Annotated in this window: 15 protein-coding genes and 2 pseudogenes; 5 read left to right on the forward strand and 12 right to left on the reverse strand. The window is 47.2% G+C overall.

From position 1 onward, the window contains the following. Positions 1–91: 91 nt before the first annotated feature. From H70357_RS25005 to H70357_RS25020, 4 genes and pseudogenes are all read right to left on the reverse strand, one after another. Positions 92–886 carry a Nif3-like dinuclear metal center hexameric protein gene (locus tag H70357_RS25005; protein WP_038595225.1) on the reverse strand — a complete coding sequence of 265 codons (795 nt, stop codon included), beginning with the start codon at positions 884–886 and terminating at the stop codon, positions 92–94. 48 nt (positions 887–934) lie between these two features. Further along, positions 935–2,020: an NAD(P)-dependent alcohol dehydrogenase gene (locus H70357_RS25010; protein ID WP_052092241.1), complete on the reverse strand. Its 1,086-nt coding sequence runs from the start codon at positions 2,018–2,020 to the stop codon at positions 935–937. 12 nt (positions 2,021–2,032) lie between these two features. Further along, positions 2,033–4,108, reverse strand: a complete 2,076-nt coding sequence (locus H70357_RS25015; protein ID WP_038595227.1) for an alpha-glucuronidase family glycosyl hydrolase — start codon at positions 4,106–4,108, stop codon at positions 2,033–2,035. A gap of 40 nt (positions 4,109–4,148) precedes the next feature. Further along, positions 4,149–4,913 (reverse strand): annotated as a pseudogene (locus H70357_RS25020) (glycoside hydrolase family 52 protein); the annotation flags it as partial. A gap of 169 nt (positions 4,914–5,082) precedes the next feature. On the opposite strand from H70357_RS25020, the gene H70357_RS25025 reads away from it, so the two are divergent. Next, a complete protein-coding gene (locus tag H70357_RS25025) occupies positions 5,083–5,991 on the forward strand; it encodes an AraC family transcriptional regulator (protein WP_038595229.1) in 909 nt (302 codons plus the stop codon). Between the two features lie 284 nt (positions 5,992–6,275). Here H70357_RS25025 and H70357_RS25030 read toward each other — a convergent pair whose 3' ends face one another. Next, positions 6,276–6,611, reverse strand: coding sequence for a hypothetical protein (locus H70357_RS25030; RefSeq protein ID WP_038595233.1), 336 nt, complete (start codon positions 6,609–6,611; stop codon positions 6,276–6,278). Between the two features lie 16 nt (positions 6,612–6,627). After that, positions 6,628–9,474, reverse strand: a complete 2,847-nt coding sequence (gene uvrA, locus H70357_RS25035; RefSeq protein ID WP_038595235.1) for an excinuclease ABC subunit UvrA — start codon at positions 9,472–9,474, stop codon at positions 6,628–6,630. 207 nt (positions 9,475–9,681) lie between these two features. Here uvrA and H70357_RS25040 point away from each other — a divergent pair, with 207 nt between their 5' ends. Then, positions 9,682–10,833 (forward strand): family 8 glycosyl hydrolase, encoded by a 1,152-nt coding sequence (locus tag H70357_RS25040; RefSeq protein ID WP_156130941.1) that lies wholly within the window; start codon positions 9,682–9,684, stop codon positions 10,831–10,833. Between the two features lie 175 nt (positions 10,834–11,008). On the opposite strand, the gene H70357_RS25045 is transcribed toward H70357_RS25040, so the two are convergent. After that, positions 11,009–11,458 carry a MarR family winged helix-turn-helix transcriptional regulator gene (locus tag H70357_RS25045; protein ID WP_038595236.1) on the reverse strand — a complete coding sequence of 150 codons (450 nt, stop codon included), beginning with the start codon at positions 11,456–11,458 and terminating at the stop codon, positions 11,009–11,011. A gap of 151 nt (positions 11,459–11,609) precedes the next feature. On the opposite strand from H70357_RS25045, the gene H70357_RS25050 reads away from it, so the two are divergent. Then, the gene (locus H70357_RS25050; RefSeq protein WP_038595239.1) at positions 11,610–12,482 is read left to right on the forward strand and encodes an SDR family NAD(P)-dependent oxidoreductase; all 873 of its coding nucleotides are present in this window, start codon (positions 11,610–11,612) and stop codon (positions 12,480–12,482) included. A 486-nt stretch (positions 12,483–12,968) separates the two neighbouring features. On the opposite strand, the gene H70357_RS25055 is transcribed toward H70357_RS25050, so the two are convergent. Then, a complete protein-coding gene (locus H70357_RS25055; protein WP_038595242.1) occupies positions 12,969–13,358 on the reverse strand; it encodes a hypothetical protein in 390 nt (129 codons plus the stop codon). A 548-nt stretch (positions 13,359–13,906) separates the two neighbouring features. Between H70357_RS25055 and H70357_RS25065 the strand changes: the two genes are divergently transcribed. Continuing rightward, positions 13,907–15,409 carry an alpha/beta hydrolase family protein gene (locus H70357_RS25065; protein ID WP_038600417.1) on the forward strand — a complete coding sequence of 501 codons (1,503 nt, stop codon included), beginning with the start codon at positions 13,907–13,909 and terminating at the stop codon, positions 15,407–15,409. 137 nt (positions 15,410–15,546) lie between these two features. Here the strand turns inward: H70357_RS25065 and H70357_RS37215 are convergent, their stop codons facing one another. Both H70357_RS37215 and H70357_RS37220 read right to left on the reverse strand, forming a co-directional pair. Next, complete coding sequence (locus tag H70357_RS37215; RefSeq protein WP_379141409.1) at positions 15,547–15,768, reverse strand: hypothetical protein; 222 nt, start codon at positions 15,766–15,768, stop codon at positions 15,547–15,549. Between the two features lie 36 nt (positions 15,769–15,804). Further along, positions 15,805–15,954, reverse strand: a pseudogene (locus tag H70357_RS37220) (MerR family DNA-binding transcriptional regulator); the annotation flags it as partial. 94 nt (positions 15,955–16,048) lie between these two features. Here H70357_RS37220 and H70357_RS25075 point away from each other — a divergent pair. Then, entirely contained in the window at positions 16,049–16,438 is a 390-nt protein-coding gene (locus H70357_RS25075; protein ID WP_038595249.1) for a carboxymuconolactone decarboxylase family protein, read from the forward strand. 228 nt (positions 16,439–16,666) lie between these two features. On the opposite strand, the gene H70357_RS25080 is transcribed toward H70357_RS25075, so the two are convergent. Both H70357_RS25080 and H70357_RS25085 read right to left on the reverse strand, forming a co-directional pair. Then, positions 16,667–17,407 (reverse strand): class I SAM-dependent DNA methyltransferase, encoded by a 741-nt coding sequence (locus H70357_RS25080; protein ID WP_081965916.1) that lies wholly within the window; start codon positions 17,405–17,407, stop codon positions 16,667–16,669. Between the two features lie 41 nt (positions 17,408–17,448). Continuing rightward, positions 17,449–17,937: an LURP-one-related/scramblase family protein gene (locus H70357_RS25085; RefSeq protein ID WP_038595251.1), complete on the reverse strand. Its 489-nt coding sequence runs from the start codon at positions 17,935–17,937 to the stop codon at positions 17,449–17,451. Positions 17,938–18,014: the final 77 nt, after the last annotated feature.

Below are 18,014 nucleotides of genomic sequence, written 5' to 3' on the forward strand. Positions count from 1 at the left end.
TGAAAACTCAAAAACCTCTTTGTCGGCAGGAGGATACAAGGAGTGAACAGGCAGTTCCTCCGTCCTTTTGCTTCAAAAGAGGCTTCGGGCTTTATACGATTTGAAACACCGGCTGGTCTTTAACAAAGTGGACCGGAAGCTGTGGAAACTGCAACGACAGCCGCTCTGCCAGATAACTCATGCCGGGCGCTTCACTCTCTGCATGGCCCAGCATAATTAAGGCTTTACTCCGCCCTTGATGGGCTGCATCCCTTATATACTCTGGAGTCTCCCACTCCGGACCTTCTCCGGCTATGATTAAATCGAGGGACTCTTGTTCAATTAAGGGGATCGCCGTGGCACCGCTGCCCCTGTAACCGACCAGTATTCCCACTCTGCGGCATGAAGTTGAGAGGCTGCCTGCTACACGCAAGTAAGGAATTTGAAGCTGCCGTTTCAGATATTCTGCAACCTCCGCAACCTTCATAGCAGGAATAGTCAGAATGGATGCAGAGGGCTGATGTGACGAAACATATTTCTGCCAATCAAGCGCCCGGAGAAGGCCTTCCATGATCCCATCCGGTGTATAGCGGTGCAGGTAATCATGAAACCGGTAAATTCCCAGTCCCGAGCCTGCGATCAGATCAGCTTTTTGCTTATATACAGAGTCATGCATGAGCCATTCCCGGTGATCCTGATGACTGAAAAAAACGCCTTCGTGCGTGATGATCAAATTGGCGCCCAAGGCAATAGCCTGTTCTATGACATACTGTGAAGCGGAGAAGGCTGTAACGATTCCCTGCACCTTCGTCTCCAGGCCCCCTGGCTCCAGCTTGTCTACAGTTCCGTCCGGCGTAGCAATTCCTGCCGTTAATTTATCTATAATGCATCCGAAAGTAGGTGTCATTATGCCCTCCTAATGTTTTGTGAGCATAAGCTTCATCGAGACTCAGGTCTATTCATTGGGATATACAATAACCTTCAGGCTGCCGCTTTTGTTATGAATGGCCCGTTCGAGCGCTTCGCGGGTTTCTGCCAGCGGGTAACGGTCTGTAATTAACACACCTGCGTCCACGTCTCCCGAAGCCAAAAATTCGATTCCTTTGGGGTACGTATTGGCATATCGGAAGATGCCGTAAATGTCTATTTCGTTATCCGCAATAAAGGGCACATTAAGCGGTATCTCATCCTGTGCCGGCAGACCTACGATAGCCAGCCTTCCCCCGCGCCGTATGGAATATAGTGCCGACTGCAGCGCCTTCGGATTACCGGCAGTCTCCCAGGCCACATCTACGCCCGCCCCATCCGTTAATTGCTTGATGGTCTCTACCGCGTCCTCTTTCCTGATATTGATCGCATGCGTCGCTCCAAGGCGCAGCGCCGCCTCCAGTCTGACCTCCTCCAGATCGGTCACAATGATCCGGGAGGCCCCATGGGATTTGGCTGCCGCAACCGCCATCAGCCCGACAGGCCCCATCCCCATGATCGCCACCGTCTCACCTGCCTGCAGCCGGCTTCGTTTGGCCGCGTGGATGCCTACCGAGAAGGGTTCATTTAAAGCCGCTTCTTCAAAAGACAAATGAGCGGGAATCCTGAACACCATATCCTCGCGGATCGCCAGATACTGTACGAATGCTCCGTCTACAGGAGGTGTCGCAAGGAACTGGACATCGGGGCAAAGATTGTATCTTCCAGCCTTACAGGCGCTGCAGTGTCCGCAGGTCACTCCCGGTTCAACTGCAACACGGTCACCGATGACTGCTTTGGTTACCTTTTCTCCTGCGGCAACAATAACTCCCGCACATTCATGCCCCAGAATAATCGGCTTCTCCACTACAAACCGCCCAATCCGGCCATGCTCATAGTAGTGCAGATCCGAGCCGCATACGCCAACGGCCATAACCTGGACGAGCACTTCATGATCGCCAACCTCCGGTACCGGCACTTCCTTAATTACGATGCTCCCGGGTTTGTCCATGACCGCTGCTTTCATGGTCAAGGGCAGCTTATCTTGTCTTGTGACTTGTGAATGCTTGCTCATGTCCGTTCCCCCTCAGTAAATGACCCGTTTGCTGTTATCTTCGATCCCGCTCTTCCGGTAAAAGTACGTATTGATCTGGTCGCACCATTCCTTGGCATGACCGGCCTGCTCCTTCAGGCGTTCCTCCACCTGTACGTAAAGACCTTCTGCAACCTTGTCCTTTAGACTGGTCCACATTGACAACAGCTCTGCTGCACGCTCCGCACCTTCGAAGTGGGCATCATAAATATGCTGGATCACGGTTTTCCCGGAACGAAGCACATGGGTATATGGAACATGGTGGAAGAACAGTAGCAATTCATCGGGGCATTCCTCCAGAGAATCATAGTGCTCAGCATTGCTGCCTAAATATTGGGCACTGTAGCCAGTGCCTGTCTTAACCGTCCGGTCTACGCCGATTCCCCGATGGTCGGCATAATGATAGGTGCCCCACTGCGAATATTCATAACCGTCGACATTCGGTCCATAATGATGCTCCGGATTGATCATCCAGCCTACGCCCAGCGGTGCCGTGTAGGATTCATAAATCTCCCACGAATCAAGCAAAATCCGGCTAATGACGCCTGATACTACCGGGTCTGTGCCAAAGGTCAGCGAGATCCATTCACTGGCGATTTGCTCTGCCGTCAGCTCCGGATTCCAGGCAAGACGTCCGTATCCGTACAGATTCGCCTGTGCCAGCAGATGGCCGGTCCAATTCTTGTCATTGCCCACATTGGAAACCGCTGCAATACCACTGTAACGGTTGCCCCATAGTGATCCATCCACGATATGCTTTACAGGGGAAGCCTCTCCTTTGGCATAGGTGTTGAATTCCATGATCTCTTTCCATTGGGGGACCAGATAACAGACATGGCGCTGCTGGCCGGTATATTCCTGGGCAATCTGGAATTCAATCACCTGATTGGTCCGCTCCAGCGCCCCGAACAGTGGCGATACAGGCTCTCTGACCTGGAAATCCATCGGGCCGTTCTTGATCTGCAGGATCACGTTATCGTTAAATTTGCCGTCGAGCGGTTTGAAATGGTCATAGGCTGCTCTGGCCCGGTCGGTCTTGCGGTCCCGCCAATCCTGCTTGCAGTTATAGACGAAGCAGCGCCAGATCACGATTCCGCCAAACGGTTCAAGCGCTTCGGCCAGCATGTTGGCCCCGTCGGCATGGTCCCGGCCATAGGTGAACGGACCCGGGCGGTTCTCCGAATCGGCCTTGACCACAAATCCGCCAAAATCGGGGATGGCTGCATAGATTTCGGCTGCTTTACTCTGCCACCACCTGCGTACTTCAGGGTCCAAGGGATCGGCTGTCCCTACTTCTCCCTCATGCATCGGACCGGCAAAATTAACGCTCAGGAACAGCTTGATCCCATACAGCCTGAACACATCGGCAATTCTTGAAACGTCGGGCAGGTACTTCGAAATAAACAGCGTTTCAAGAGCATGGACATTCACATTATTGATCGCAATCGCGTTGATGCCTGCCGAGGACATCAACCGCGCATAATCGCGGATACGCTCTAGGTCGTCCGTGAACCGGTTGTTTTCATACAAAAACGATCTTCCCGAATATCCCCGCTCCACACTGCCGTCAAAATTATCCCAATGGTTGATCATCCGCAGCCCGTTCACCGGATTGACTACCTCGTCCAACCCTTCAATGCTCTGCAGGCTGCCGATCAGGCGCAGCAGGTGAAATACACCATAGAGAACACCCGCCGGTGATGAAGCGCCTACTGCAATGCAGTCATTTTCTTCACTGGATCGGATCGCAAAGCCTTCGGGGCCCACCTTTGCAAGGGTATCTTCAGCAAACACACTGGAAATTAATTCATTTCCTCCCTGGAAGGTGCCGATGGCAATACACAGCCCATCCGGTTTGGATGACACCTTTATGCCCAGCATAGATTCAATACCTCTTTGCCATTCCTGAAGCGCAGCCTGAACCATATCGTCCTTTTCGGCAACCTTCACGGCCCCGCACCATTTCACGTATTGATTATATGCGTTCCCTTGCGGCAGCACCGGATAGCTTAACCAGGCATTGTATCCACTGTCAGCAAGAGTATGTTTATTATCGTTGGATGCTTTCATATGCAGAATTCCTCCTTGTTCTGGCCTGAAGTAATTTGACTTAGCGTACAGCTTCCCGGGTCAGCGACCGGTTTCCTGTGCCCTCAACCAGCCACAGGATTGCAGTTACTCCCCGTGGATAATACTTGCTGCCGCCGATTAGGCCGGATAGTATTTGGTCACTCCAGCACCAGTACGAAAGCTCGGGATGGAGCAGCCAGCTGACATGTGCCGCATCGGCCGCGAGTCCGCGTTCATCCCAGGGCAGATGCAGAATTTCCCGGGCGATGAACTGGGATAGATAGATTTTACTCAGCCATGAATTGTTGCTTGTAGACGAGAGTTTCCACCCCCCGTCATCAAAAAGGCAAACTCCCGGAACCAGCACATTGTTCAAGTGTGTGTTCAGCGTACTCAGATAATCGGCAAATCTGCCATTTGGATCGAGCGCTTCTTCACAGCCGGTGAAGAGCGGGAACACAAGCCCTTCAATCGCCGGGATAATGCAGGAATGGTTGTCTTCATTGATGATGGCCGGAATGTATCCTTCGCTGTTCAACTGTGAAGCTATGGACGCGGCGCATTTGTCAGCCTGCAGTCCGGCATCCGCTGACAGCTCAGCCCATCCTTCTTCTCTGAACAATTTCTCCAGTGCTACATAAGCTGCCCAGCATTTGCCCGCCATGTAAATATTATTGCGGGACTGCCCAAGCGAAGTATCCAAACTGTCGTACGTCGTAATCTCTGCGCCGCCTTGAGTCCGGTTGCTGTCAAGTCCCATCAGTCCCTTGCGCAAGTTGCTGTCAGGATGATCGCGGTTCAGCATGCCGAAGCTCTGCTTAAGCTCTCTTGTTCTGCTTGTTCTTGTTCATCCTATCATGGGTCCGGCAGCCGGGAACATTGTCAAATCGAGCATTTATTTACCCAAATCAAGCAGAACTCAGATATACTGATATAGACAAAACAGAACTCAAATAATCGGGGGGGAGCTTCTTGTGGTTTCAGCATTTCTGCCGCCTGTACTTGGACAAAGTATCAGCGAAACGATTATACCGGATGTGAAAACAACTCTTAATCTGTTCGGTATGCATCTGCGAAAGGTAAGTGGAGAGTGGGATTATCCCGTCCATGCTCACCCTCAATACGAATTTAATTATGTGCTTGAAGGAGAACAGCTGATTATCGTAAATAATCACAGCTATACTCAGCGGGCCGGAGATCTGGTCCTGCTAAGGCCCGGAGATTCACATTCCAGTCGAAGCGGCAATGGCAAGCCCTTCACCTATTTCTGCATTCATTTTGATATCGATGACAAGATCCTGATCTCCCTGCTGAGCCGCCTGAACCATGTTCTCTTTGAATCCGACAGCACCATTGCCCATAAATTAGGTCCGGTTCTCTCTAAACTGGTGGAGATTTCAAAGTCAATTGCCGGAGATATTACGATGTCCCAGCGAATGCGGCTGCAGTCCGCAGTTTTCGATCTGTTCGCCCAGCTGTGGGAGGCCTTTTCCATTGATGCTCATTTATCTTCGTCCACTACTTATGAGAAGGTAGAGCTTGCCCACCAGATCCGCAGCCGCCTGCAGGGACTGGTCTATCAGCAATTCAAGCTGGAACTGCCTTACGACAGCCATTACGGCATTGATGACATTGCTGCAGAGCTTGGGATCAGCACCTCACATTGTTACCGTGTATTCCGGCAAGTCTTCGGCATGTCGCCCAGAGTTTTTCTGTCCGAGCAAATGCTTCATGAAGCAAAGGTACTTCTGGATGATCCCAGCTTATCCGTGAGCCAGATTTCGGGCATTCTGGGTTACCGTGATATTGCCCATTTCAGCCGGCAATTCAAACGCTGGTACGGCAAATCACCGCGCGAGTATCGGGGATCAACGGACGAATAAGCTTGGGACACCCCTGGTTGTTTGAGCAGAACAAGTTTATGCAATCTTAAAAAAACGCAAAAAAAGAAATCGCCCTTTTTGGTAAAATGGAAGTGCCACCAACCATCTCAAAAAGAAGCGATTTCTTTGTATATTCAATATAGGATGGACTCGGGAAATTCAGTCTACCTTTGCACCATAGGAGCGCATAAAAAGAACTGTCCATCAAAATGCACCCCGGCAAATTCCTGATCCTCATACTGATACATACGATAATTCCTCCGGAATAATAAAGTTCCTGATACTTAAATTTTCTTCTTCCGCGGCGCTGCTTTCTTGCGGGCTTTGCTCTTTGCTGCAAGCTTTTCCTCAGCCAGCTTATGGATTTCTTCTATACGAAGCTGCTCTTGGCGAATCTTTTCTGCTGCCACCTGTTCCCTTTTCAATTGTAAATCTGCAGCAGCTTGTTCCTGAAAAGAAGGATTGGCTGTTTTCAAATAGCGCTCAAAGGCTTCCGGATACAGAAAGCTTTTTTCACCAATGGCTTCCGAAAATAACACGCTTATCCGTCCGTCGATATGGCTGACGACAATTCCAGGGCCATACCCGGTATGATAGATTTGTTCATTTACCCAGTTCATTGCGGCAATGCTCCTTTCATCCACTCTGCACACAACTTTTATCCAGCTCTTTTTTTAAATATTGGCCTGTATGGCTCGTTTCAACAGAAGCTACCTGCTCCGGTGTGCCTGTGCATACAATCGTTCCGCCTTCCGCTCCACCTTCAGGTCCCAGATCAATGATGTAATCTGCATTTTTGATCAAATCCAGATTATGTTCAATAACGACTACGGTATTGCCCGCATCGGTTAACGAATGCAGAACATCAATCAATTGATGCACATCTGAAAAATGCAGCCCGGTCGTCGGCTCATCCATGACATAAATAGTAGACCCGGTTGCCGGCTTAAGCAGCTCTGCTGCCAGCTTTACCCGCTGCGCTTCCCCTCCGGATAATGTGGTGGACGATTGCCCGAGTTTAATATAACCGAGTCCCACGCTGCAGAGCGCTTCGATCTTTTTGCGGATTTTAGGAATATTCTCAAAAAACTGAACTGCTTCCTGAGCCGTCATTTCCAGTACATCCGCAATACTCTTGCCTTTATAGTGGACCTCAAGCGTTTCACGGCTGTATCTTCGCCCTTTGCAAATGCTGCAGGGCACATAGACATCCGGGAGAAAGTGCATTTCCACCCTAATCAATCCTTCGCCCGCACAAGCCTCACAACGGCCCCCTTTTATATTGAAAGAAAACCGTCCCGGGCCATAAGCACGAATCTTCGCTTCATTGGTGAGCGAGAACAGCGTGCGGATATTATCAAACAAACCTGTATAGGTGGCCGGATTGGATCTCGGGGTGCGTCCGATCGGTTGTTGGTCGATATTGATGATCTTGTCCAGATGCTCCATTCCTTCTATGCTCAGGTGAGCTCCGGGAACGGTATGAGCCCTGTTGAGCGATGCTGCCAGCTTTTTGTACAGGATTTCGTTGACCAGACTAGACTTACCTGAGCCTGAAACCCCTGTGACACAAGTGAACGTACCGAGCGGAATCGACACATGAATCCCCTGCAAATTGTTGGCGGCTGCCCCTGTAATGGTTAGCTGTTGTCCAGTTCCGGCACGGCGCGTTTCAGGTACGGGGATCTGCTTTTGCCGGGAAAGATACTGGCCCGTAATGGAGCGGGACTCCGCCAGGATGTCTTCAAGTCCCCCCTGCACCACCACTTCACCGCCATTCATACCGGCATAAGGACCAATGTCCACGATCCAGTCCGCCTGCCGTATGGTATCCTCATCGTGTTCCACGACGATTAAGGTGTTGCCGAGATCACGCATTTTTTTCAAAGCCAGCAGCAGGCGGTCATTGTCCCGTTGATGCAGCCCAATCGAAGGCTCGTCCAAAATATACAGTACGCCCATCAGCCCGGAACCGAGCTGCGTCGCCAGACGAATGCGCTGGCTTTCACCGCCCGATAAAGTTCCGGCAGCTCTGGAAAGCGTTAAATAGTTCAGCCCTACGTTGTTCAGGAACTGATATCTGGAATCAATCTCCTGAAGAATAGAACCGGCAATCTTGGAATGTTCCTTCGACAAGCTCAGATTTCTAATCAATTGCAGTTCCGCGTCAATGGATAAGCTGCAGAATTCCGATATATTCAACCCATTAACAGTAACTGCAAGAACAACTGGGGACAGGCGGTCACCGTGACAATCCGGACAGGGCAATACGGACATGTACTCTTCAATTTCTTTTTGCATCGCCTCAGAGGGTGTCTCGCGGTAACGCCGCTCCAGATTGTTCACAATGCCTTCAAAGTATTCTTTCACATATTTTCTTAAGGCCTCACTGGGATGGTACACTTCAAGCTTCTCTCCACGGGTTCCATACAGCAGCGCATCCAGTGCTTCTTCCGTAAGCTCGCCTAGCGGAGTGTCGAAATCAAAGCCATACCTTGCTCCGAGCGCTTCATAGTACATTTTGCAAAAGGAATTACTCTTGACATTGTTCCAGCCGTTGGCCACAATCCCGCCTGAGTTGATCGAGCGGCTTTTATCAGGAATAACCTTGCCCGGATCGACCTTCAAATGCGAACCCAAACCGGAGCAGGCCGGACAAGCACCCTCATGATTGTTGAACGAGAACATACGCGGGGATAACTCCGGCAGTGAGATCGAGCAGTAAGGGCAGGCATAGGTTTGCGAGAATAAGGTCTCTTCACCGCTGGCGGTTTGACGAATAACGACCAGATCGCCTGAGAGCGACAATGCCGTTTCCAGGGAGTCTGACAGCCTTTGAACATCTATGTCCTTCACTATCAGACGATCAATCACTATTGCGATTTGATGTTTTTTATTTTTGTCCAAGCGTATTTCACCGGATAAGTCATGAACCTCCCCATTCACCCGGACCCGGACATATCCATTTTGTTTGGCCTGTTCGAATACATGCTGATGCTCTCCTTTTTGGTCACGGACGACGGGAGCCAGTATTTCGTATTTGGTTCCGATAGGAAGACTGCTGATCTGTTCCACAATCTGATCCACAGATTGGCGTTCAACCCTTCTCCCGCAGGAGGGGCAATGGGGAATTCCGATCTTGGACCACAGCAAACGCAGATAATCATAAATTTCTGTAACTGTCCCCACTGTTGAACGCGGATTGTTTGAAGTCGTCTTTTGCTCGATGGCTACGGCAGGTGAAAGTCCGTCGATAGAATTGACATCCGGCTTGCCCCTAAGCCCCAGAAATTGCCGGGCGTAGGACGAGAGCGATTCCACATAACGCATTTGTCCTTCGGCATACAACGTATCAAAAGCCAGACTCGATTTGCCCGATCCGCTTACCCCGGTAAAAACTACGAATTGGTTGCGTGGGATGTTAAGACTGACATTCTTCAGATTATTTTCCCTGGCTCCGTGAACACTTATATATTTATGCATAAGGCCTCCTAATTTGAACAAAAAAAACACTCTTAAATAAATTCTATCATATGCATGTCAAGGATTTTTACCATATAATGTAATTTATTCAGACTTTATTTTTTTATCAAAATAGGTTTGAACTATATTTTTCAGGGAAAACGCTTTAATTTGTTCACCTTCCGCCATGCTATACTTTGGGCAAAATCAGTTCTACTGGAGGGTGCTATGAACATTAGCAAAGAGGGTTCTTATTACACGCATGAATATAGAAATCTGTTCAGAGAGATTGGCTATACGGAAGAGGAGATCCAAGCAAGGCTTGATCAGGCGTGGAACGATTTGTTCTACGGGGCTCCCGATGTGCGGATCTATTATCCGGCGGACAACGATAAAGCCTATATGCTGGATACCGGAAATTCCGATGTGCGCTCCGAAGGCATGTCCTACGGGATGATGATGGCTGTGCAAATGAATAAGAAAGATGAATTCGACCGGCTGTGGCTTTTCTCCAAGGTGTTCATGCAGCATACGGAAGGACGCTACAAGGATTATTTTGCCTGGCACTGCAAGCCGGACGGCAGCCGTTTGTCCCAAGGCCCCGCACCAGACGGTGAAGAATTCTTCGCGATGGCGTTGTTCTTCGCCTCCAGCCGCTGGGGTGACGGGCCGGAGCCGTACAACTATTCTGAACAGGCGAAGACGATTCTCCGCGCCTGCGTGCATAAGGGAGAACAAGGTGAGGGAGACCCGATGTGGGACCCGGCGAACAAGCTGATCAAGTTCGTTCCTGAGTCTCCTTTCAGTGATCCTTCCTACCATCTGCCTCATTTCTACGAATTGTTTGCCCGGGAGGCAGACAAGCAGGACCGCACATTCTGGAAGGAGGCTGCGGAAGCAAGCAGAGTCTACCTGCATCAAGCCTGCCATCCGGTAACCGGCCTTTCCCCGGAATACGCAAATTTCGACGGCACACCTGCAGCTCCTCAGCCCCATGGCGATTTCCGGCATTTCTTCAGCGATGCCTACCGCGTAGCGGCCAATATTGCGCTGGACTATGAATGGTTCCGCAGCGATCCCTGGCAGATCGAGCAGTCGAACCGGATTCAGCAATTCTTCCGGGACATTGAACCTGCGGATTACCGCCGATACACCATTGACGGCCATCCGTTCGAGGAACCGGCACTGCATCCCGTCGGACTCCTTGCTACTCTGGCCATGGCCTCGCTCGCTGCCGATGGACCGGATGCGGAGCCGTTCGCAAGGCTCTTCTGGAATACGCCTCTGCGCAGCGGGGTCCGCCGGTACTACGACAACTGCCTGTATTTCTTCAGTCTGCTGGCCTTAAGCGGAAATTACCGCATTTATCAGCAAGAATAAAGTAAATAAAGCATTAGACTAGCCTTCAATATAAAAACAGCGGCAGCCGTGGACGAAAAAAAGTCCTGGACTGCCGCTGTTTTATTGAGCTAACGTTTTCTGTTAGCGGAACAACAAAACTCCTTGTGCTACTCGATTTTACAAATTGTTCTGGCAATGCGTTAAGAGTTCCACTTTAACTACGAAATCCATTAAAGTGCCTCAGCCTTTGGATGAAATCATGAAGCTCTGCATCTTTCCAGTCCGAAAGCCGTTCATAGTACACAGACTCTTTTTCCTTCAGCGCATCTAAAACTTTTTGTTGCCCGTAATCGGTAAGAGATAATACAACTCCCCGTCCATCATTAGCCGACGTTTCTCGTTTTACATATCCCAAAGCTTGAAGTTGTTTGACGAGGCGACTGACCGAACTTCGATCCATTGCTGTTGATTCAGCTAAAGCGGCGGCATTAGTGGCGCCATAGGAATACAGCCAGCGAACAAGATGGAAGGCAGCAGGCTGTATGGAGGAATCGAATTTAGCAGCGGCTTTTACATTTAATGCATGTGCAGAACTAATGAGAGCATTAAGCTGTTCGCCCAATTCAATCTCAAGTCTATCCCTAGGTACGTTTATCTCGTTCATTCTTATTCACCTTTCTTTAGGTCTAAATCAAGCCTTCAAATAGTTGACATATATCAACTAAATCAATATAGTGGATATATGTCAACTAATTAATAGGCAGGTTATAGTGATTATCCACTCTTAAAGTGTATCATAGGAAGGAGAAATGACGATGGTTAATAAAGAAAATGTTGTCATTACTGGTGCTACCAGTGGACTTGGGCAGCTTGTCGCGCTCGAATTAGGAAAACGCGGATTTGACCTTATTTTGACTGCCCGGAGTAAAGAACGCGCTGAAATCACGAGAGAACGCATTAAGGAGCAGGCACCTTCAGCGAATATTGATTTCTTTTATGGAGACTTTTCGTCAATTAAGGATGTTTCACGGGTTGGGAGTGAAATAGCTGCCGAATATCCTAAAATCGATGTGCTGTTGAACAATGTGGGGATTCATGCTTTTAAGCCTCGCATCACCCCCGAGGGTCTTCCTGAGATGATTACCGTCAATTATTTCGCTCCCTGGATTTTAACACAGATTCTAAAACCTTCCCTGCAAAACTCGAGCCATGCCAGAGTTGTCAATGTTGCCTCTGAAGCTTCACGCCGTCACGGTATATTGAAGCTACCAGAGGATTTAACAGATACAACTCCCTTTACCGCTCGCGGCTCATCCCCTGTCTATGGAAAAACCAAATTATTAAATATTATGTTTTCGGCTGAACTTGCGCGGAGGTGGTCAGGAACGGGTATTAGCGTAAATGCACTGAATCCTGGATTTAATGTTACCGGACTCGGACGAGAACTTTGGTTCGCCCCCGTACTCGAACGATTGTTGAAAGCCCTGCACCTCGGAGATCCGCGAAGAGGAACCGATATTATTACCCGATTAATTGTTGATCCGGAATATCTAATTAAGACGGGTGGATACTTTAATGTCGGAACAGGACAATCCATTGAGCCAGTCTCTCCCGGAGGAGATGATGCAATGCAGCGCAGGTTGTGGGAAAGCACAGAAAAATTATTGAGAGAAAAGGGGTTTCTGTAGGCAATTCAACAAAGACAGCCGATCGTACTGACTGGCTGTCTACATATCGTGTTTGAACTATCGTGTCCCGCTATTTTGATAATCTACGGAGAAATTTAATCCACTTGGGTTCGTATGCTTCGCTAATTGGAATCCCTGTGTAATATCTATTATAAGGGTCCATTTCCCATATCTTTAAGAGCCCCTCGGGAACTTCATACTTAAATATGGGAGAGCTAGGGTTTGCCCTATAATAAAATTCATTACATGCAACACAGTACAAAATCTGCGATTCACCGGAGGAATATGCATAAATACTAAGCTCAGTGCGACAGGCTTCGCATCGACGTATTCGATTGCGGTTTAGCCAATCAATAAAAAACTTCAAAGTATCATCTCCTGCCGTAAAATAAGGAATATCCAACGCATACTAGTATCCCGTTAGATTAGCCCTAACTTTTCCATAATCGAGTTTATTAAATCTGTTTTGGCATGGGAATACGTAACTTAATGCTGAATGTGTCCTGGTTTAAGCCATAACACGTCATATCCCATATTACTGAGTATTTCCAGCCCATCATTAAACTCAATTCTGTTTGATCCATTCCACCCATTTTCCAAACCATATAAAACAAACTGCTTAACTATTCCTGGGTAATGTAAATTAAAACCTTCAATATCACCCGAGGTTATTTTCTTTAAGTGAACACCAACTAACAGAGGGCTTCCCGAAATCGGGTCATCCCATGTACAAAAGTGGAAGGAACATGTTATGTTCTTCAGTTCCTTTAATGATATAGAAAGAGTGATTTCGCATGCACCTTGGTGGTACTTTTGGTTAATAACATAAACGTATTTTTTATCTCGAACATTGATTTCCCTTGTGCTTTTCTTCATATTATCAGCACCTATTTGAAATTTGCAGTCGTTGGACGTCCTCAGTTAGCTTCATAATCGTGTATCAATACGCTGCATTTTCTTGACAAGCAGCTATCCCGAACAGATATGGTTTTTAAATATTATCCATTCATAAATCCAAAACTTCGGTGTGCCAAAGAAAACGGATATTTAAAATGTGACCGGCAAGAAGAAGGCAGAACACGGAGATGACGAGAAACATCAGCACGAATGCGGACAGAGTGAGCAGAATTGTTTTGCTTGGCATGTAGTATGGCAGCGGGCTTATCTGCAACACATCGGCTCCGATCATCATGAATAGCTTGGCGAACAGCATGCCTTCGCCGAAGAGCGATTGGAACTTACTGTGTTTCTATAGTTTGAATAGGCTGGATTAGGTTCCGTTGGAATCTATTATAGTCCTCCAATACCGCAAGATCGAATTTCAAACTTGTAAGGTAGATGTAAGGCAGATCGATAGCTCAGGCCAGCCTGGCAGGATAAGATTGGAACAAATGAAAAAAGAATTTTTAAAAAGGAGAATCGAGATGAGGCTGTTTGAACTGTTGCTTTTTTTGTCAAACATCGGCTTATTTGCATTAACAATCCTATTAAAAAAAGGAAGGCGTAGAATTCCAGTATTCGTTGCAAGCGGGATCGCCACACTTCTACTGGTCATTCATTGGACGGTGGAAGGATACAGAGTTCAGCTATTCCCCCCATATTGCATAACGATCATTTTTTTAGCCATTTCAGGTTATAGCTATTTTAAAAAAACCGGCCAAAAAAAAATCCCACGATTCATGTTGGGTTCAGCTTATACCGCTATAGCGATAATGCTGGTCGTAACAGCGGGTCTCATGTATGCTTTTCCTGTATATAAACTACCTGAACCGACAGGCGAATTTAAGGTAGGAACGCAAACTTTTCATTTCGTGGATACAAATAGGGAAGAGATTTTCGACGAAGCCAGAGATGGTAAGAGAGAATTGATGGTTCAGGTATGGTATCCGGCTCAAGCTGGCAATGGCAAGTACGCTCCCTTTATTCCCGATACCCAGATTTTACGTTATATGTCCGCGAACTATGGCCTTCCCGGGTTTACTTTTCAACACCTGAAGTACGTATCCAGTCATGCTTATTCGGGGGCCGAAGTTTCTTCGGCACAGACTTCATACCCGCTGATCCTTGCGAATCCCGGCTTCGGCTCTTCCAGGTTCCTCCACACGTCGCAAGCCGAAAATCTCGCGAGTCACGGATATATCGTGGCAGTGATCGACCACACCTACAATACATTTGCAACTGAGTTTCCGGACGGTCGAATCACGACCAGCACAACCAACGACTTATTCTCGCCCGACCATGATTACCGGACGGAAAGCGGAAATCGCGACAAGTTGGGAAAAGTTTTAACCGGCGATGTGGCGTTTGCGCTGGACCAATTCGAACTCATCCAATCGGGGCAGATTCCAAGTCATCTAAAAGGGAGGATTGATCTCGGTCATGTCGGGGTGTTCGGTCATTCCATCGGCGGAGCGACGGCCTATGACGCTTCTTACGATCCGCGAATCGCGGTTGGAATAGACTTTGATGGAGGGCTTTATCGACTGCGTGACAGAGAGGGTCTGCGAAAGCCGTTTTTGTTCATCAACTCGGAAAGCGAATTCGAAAAATTAAAAATGGTGATGGATAACCGGGTCTACACGGATGCAGAGCTTAACCGTATGGGCTCAACAAGAGAGTGGGAGGATCAAGTAACGGAAGATAAAAAGTTGGAGCTTGAACGGAGGCGCGAAACGGTCAACGAAGGGGGACAAGTCCTCTATATCGACAATACGGAGCATTTGAATTTTGCCGACGTACAGTTCATTACTCCGATTTTCAAAATGCTGGGCGCTACAGGAAAGATTGCGCCCGAAAGAGCGAACTCCGTTATCAATACCTATATGCTGGATTTCTTCGATATGTATCTGAAAAATCAAAGCGGAATCTTAATGAAAGGACCGGATAGCCGCTTTCCGGAGGTGAAGTTCGTAACCTCGCTATTATAATCACGGAACAGGCTATCGATTTTGATATACTCCCCTTCAATTAGACAGGTTTAATAAATAAACCGCTATTTGAACGAACACAACTCTCAGATTGGGTGAAGAAGGGGAAGCGAAAGCTATGAGCAAGGGGCGGTCTATCAATTATCAGGAACGAATAGACATTGTTCTTTACTGTCTTGCCCCTCCATCCATTTATAAGATTCTATCTTTTCATCAATCATCTTCAGGTTGTTCTTCAGTTCATTAATTTGAACAAGAACGTTTTTTTGATGGGTTTCCAACAGCTCTCGTCTTGCACTTATTGTAGCCTCTCCTTGACTTCGCAGATCAGAAAAACGCTTCATATCACTGACTTTCATTCCTGTTACCCGCAATCGGAGTAAAAAATGGATCCACGAGATATCAGTCTCTGAATACTGGCGATACCCACTTGTATCTCGATGGATCCCGTAAAGCAATCCGATTTTCTCGTAATAGCGCAATGTGTGAACAGTAAGCCCTGTCATTTCAGAGTTTTGTTGAATTGTAAAAAAATTAGGTTCCATAAATATTATTATAGCACATCAAAAAAAGCCATTGCTTTAGAGTGCACTCTAAAGTGTAACATTTAATTCAAGTTACACAGAGGAGGAATAATATATGTCAAATGAACGTTATACACGTGGTTGGGAAAAACTAATGCAAATAGATGGTGAAGGAGGAAAACGTGTTATTGAGTCAATGAGGGACATTGCTCCCGACCTGGGAAAGTACGTTGTTGAATTTGCATTTGGAGAGATATACTCAAGGGAAGTGCTTGATCTCAAACAGCGTCAGCTAATAACGGTCGCATCGCTTACAACACAAGGCGGATGTGAGCCACAGCTAAACGTGCATATCAACGCAGCTCTCAATGTAGGACTTACACCCAATGAAGTAATTGAAGCGATTATGCATTGCATTCCCTATACTGGTTTTCCAAGAGTTCTTAATGCCGTTTTTGTTGCCAAAGAAATTTTTGAGGAACGGAATTTGAAAATTGTGAACTAAAACCTGATTTTGCATCTTTTCAATGTTGGAATCAGTTCCAATAAAATTAATTCAGACAAGTCATTAGCATCTTCAATTCTTGCCTTCCTTACGTTTATATCCATACACTCATCTCCAACGATTTTTTTGTCATTGAATTATTAATACGAAAAGTATGCTAAACTTAGGATCACCAAAAATCCCCTCGACCTGAGGGGATTTTTTCTATTGCAATGCATTGCGTCTCTCCTAACATTTCCTACAAACGCTAATGATAGATGAAGATGACGGAGAGAACGGCGTCTTATCCCAATCAGCATATTGATGTTCGACGCGAAAGCCGTGACGGGTTAATAAAGAATGCAGCGTATCCTGATCCGTGAACCGACAAGCAATTCGGGAAATCGTCTGCTTATCCCCCCAATCACGCATCGTGACCCAATGCATGACATGCTGTCTAGCATCGTAACATTGTGTGCCTGATACCTTGACGTTATTCCCATCCTTATCTATGAATGATCCCCATTCTGTCTCCTCTTGATCGGATAAATCCGTTCCCTCCGGATTACGGGTCTCGAATGCAAAGATTCCATGGAGTTGTAAATGTTTGTGAACGGTCGTGAGCAAATCAATTTGATCTTGATCACTTATGAATGCCTGAAATGCATTACCAGTCAAATAAATCATTGAAAATCGCTTGTCCGATTCGAAGGTACGGGCATCACCTTCCATAAAAGTAACAGTCAACCCTTCCGCCTTCAACCGCGCATATGCGAGCATCGCTGAAGAGATATCTACACCGGTCATCGTTATGCCGGCTTTCGACAGGGGTATCGTTGTTAAGCCTGTACCACAAGCAAGCTCTAACACTTCCCCAGGACTCGATCTAGCAAGCTCAAGATAGAACTGATATTTTTCAATTTCACCGTCAAATTCAAGATCGTAATTTACCGGATCTTGATATTCTTCAAGATTGCTATGTTCAATCAACGCCATTCCCCCTTTCATATTGTAAGACCTAGACAAAATAGTCACTGATGAGAAGCAGCAGCTTGGTCAGCCTTCACACAATCAATTGCGACAACGAACGCAATCATGATTGCCTCCATCTCCTCATTCAATATTTGAATCTTGTAGCTATCTCCCCAAGTGAACCACTCCTTGTTCACTTCACCTATGACTACTCCATGCTGTAAGACCTGAAAATCCATGTCCCACCAATTACCATGTACCTCTATGTCAGCCGAATCAATCGTATAGCGTGCTTTAAAGAAAGAAAACTCCTTCTTAATCGTTAACACCTCTCGACCATTAACCTCAACAAAAAACTTCGGTAAAAAACTGAACACCTTTTTCGTAATAAGTGCGACTTCATCTCTTGTTGTGTTCATAATGGAGAACGTCTTTGGAATTTGCATAAAACTGCCCTCTACATAATAAACATCCTCCTCCTGCTGATTCTTTACCGTAAATTTTCCACTTAGACTGAATACTTTCTGCTTTATATAAAGCTGCTTCATACCCCGCCTCCTTCTCCTCCACAATATAAACTAAGTATATCAAAGATAGGTTATTCAACTATACTGCCCGTTCGGTT

The sequence above is a fragment of the Paenibacillus sp. FSL H7-0357 genome, from assembly GCF_000758525.1.
Classification (GTDB): Bacteria; Bacillota; Bacilli; order Paenibacillales; family Paenibacillaceae; genus Paenibacillus_AQ.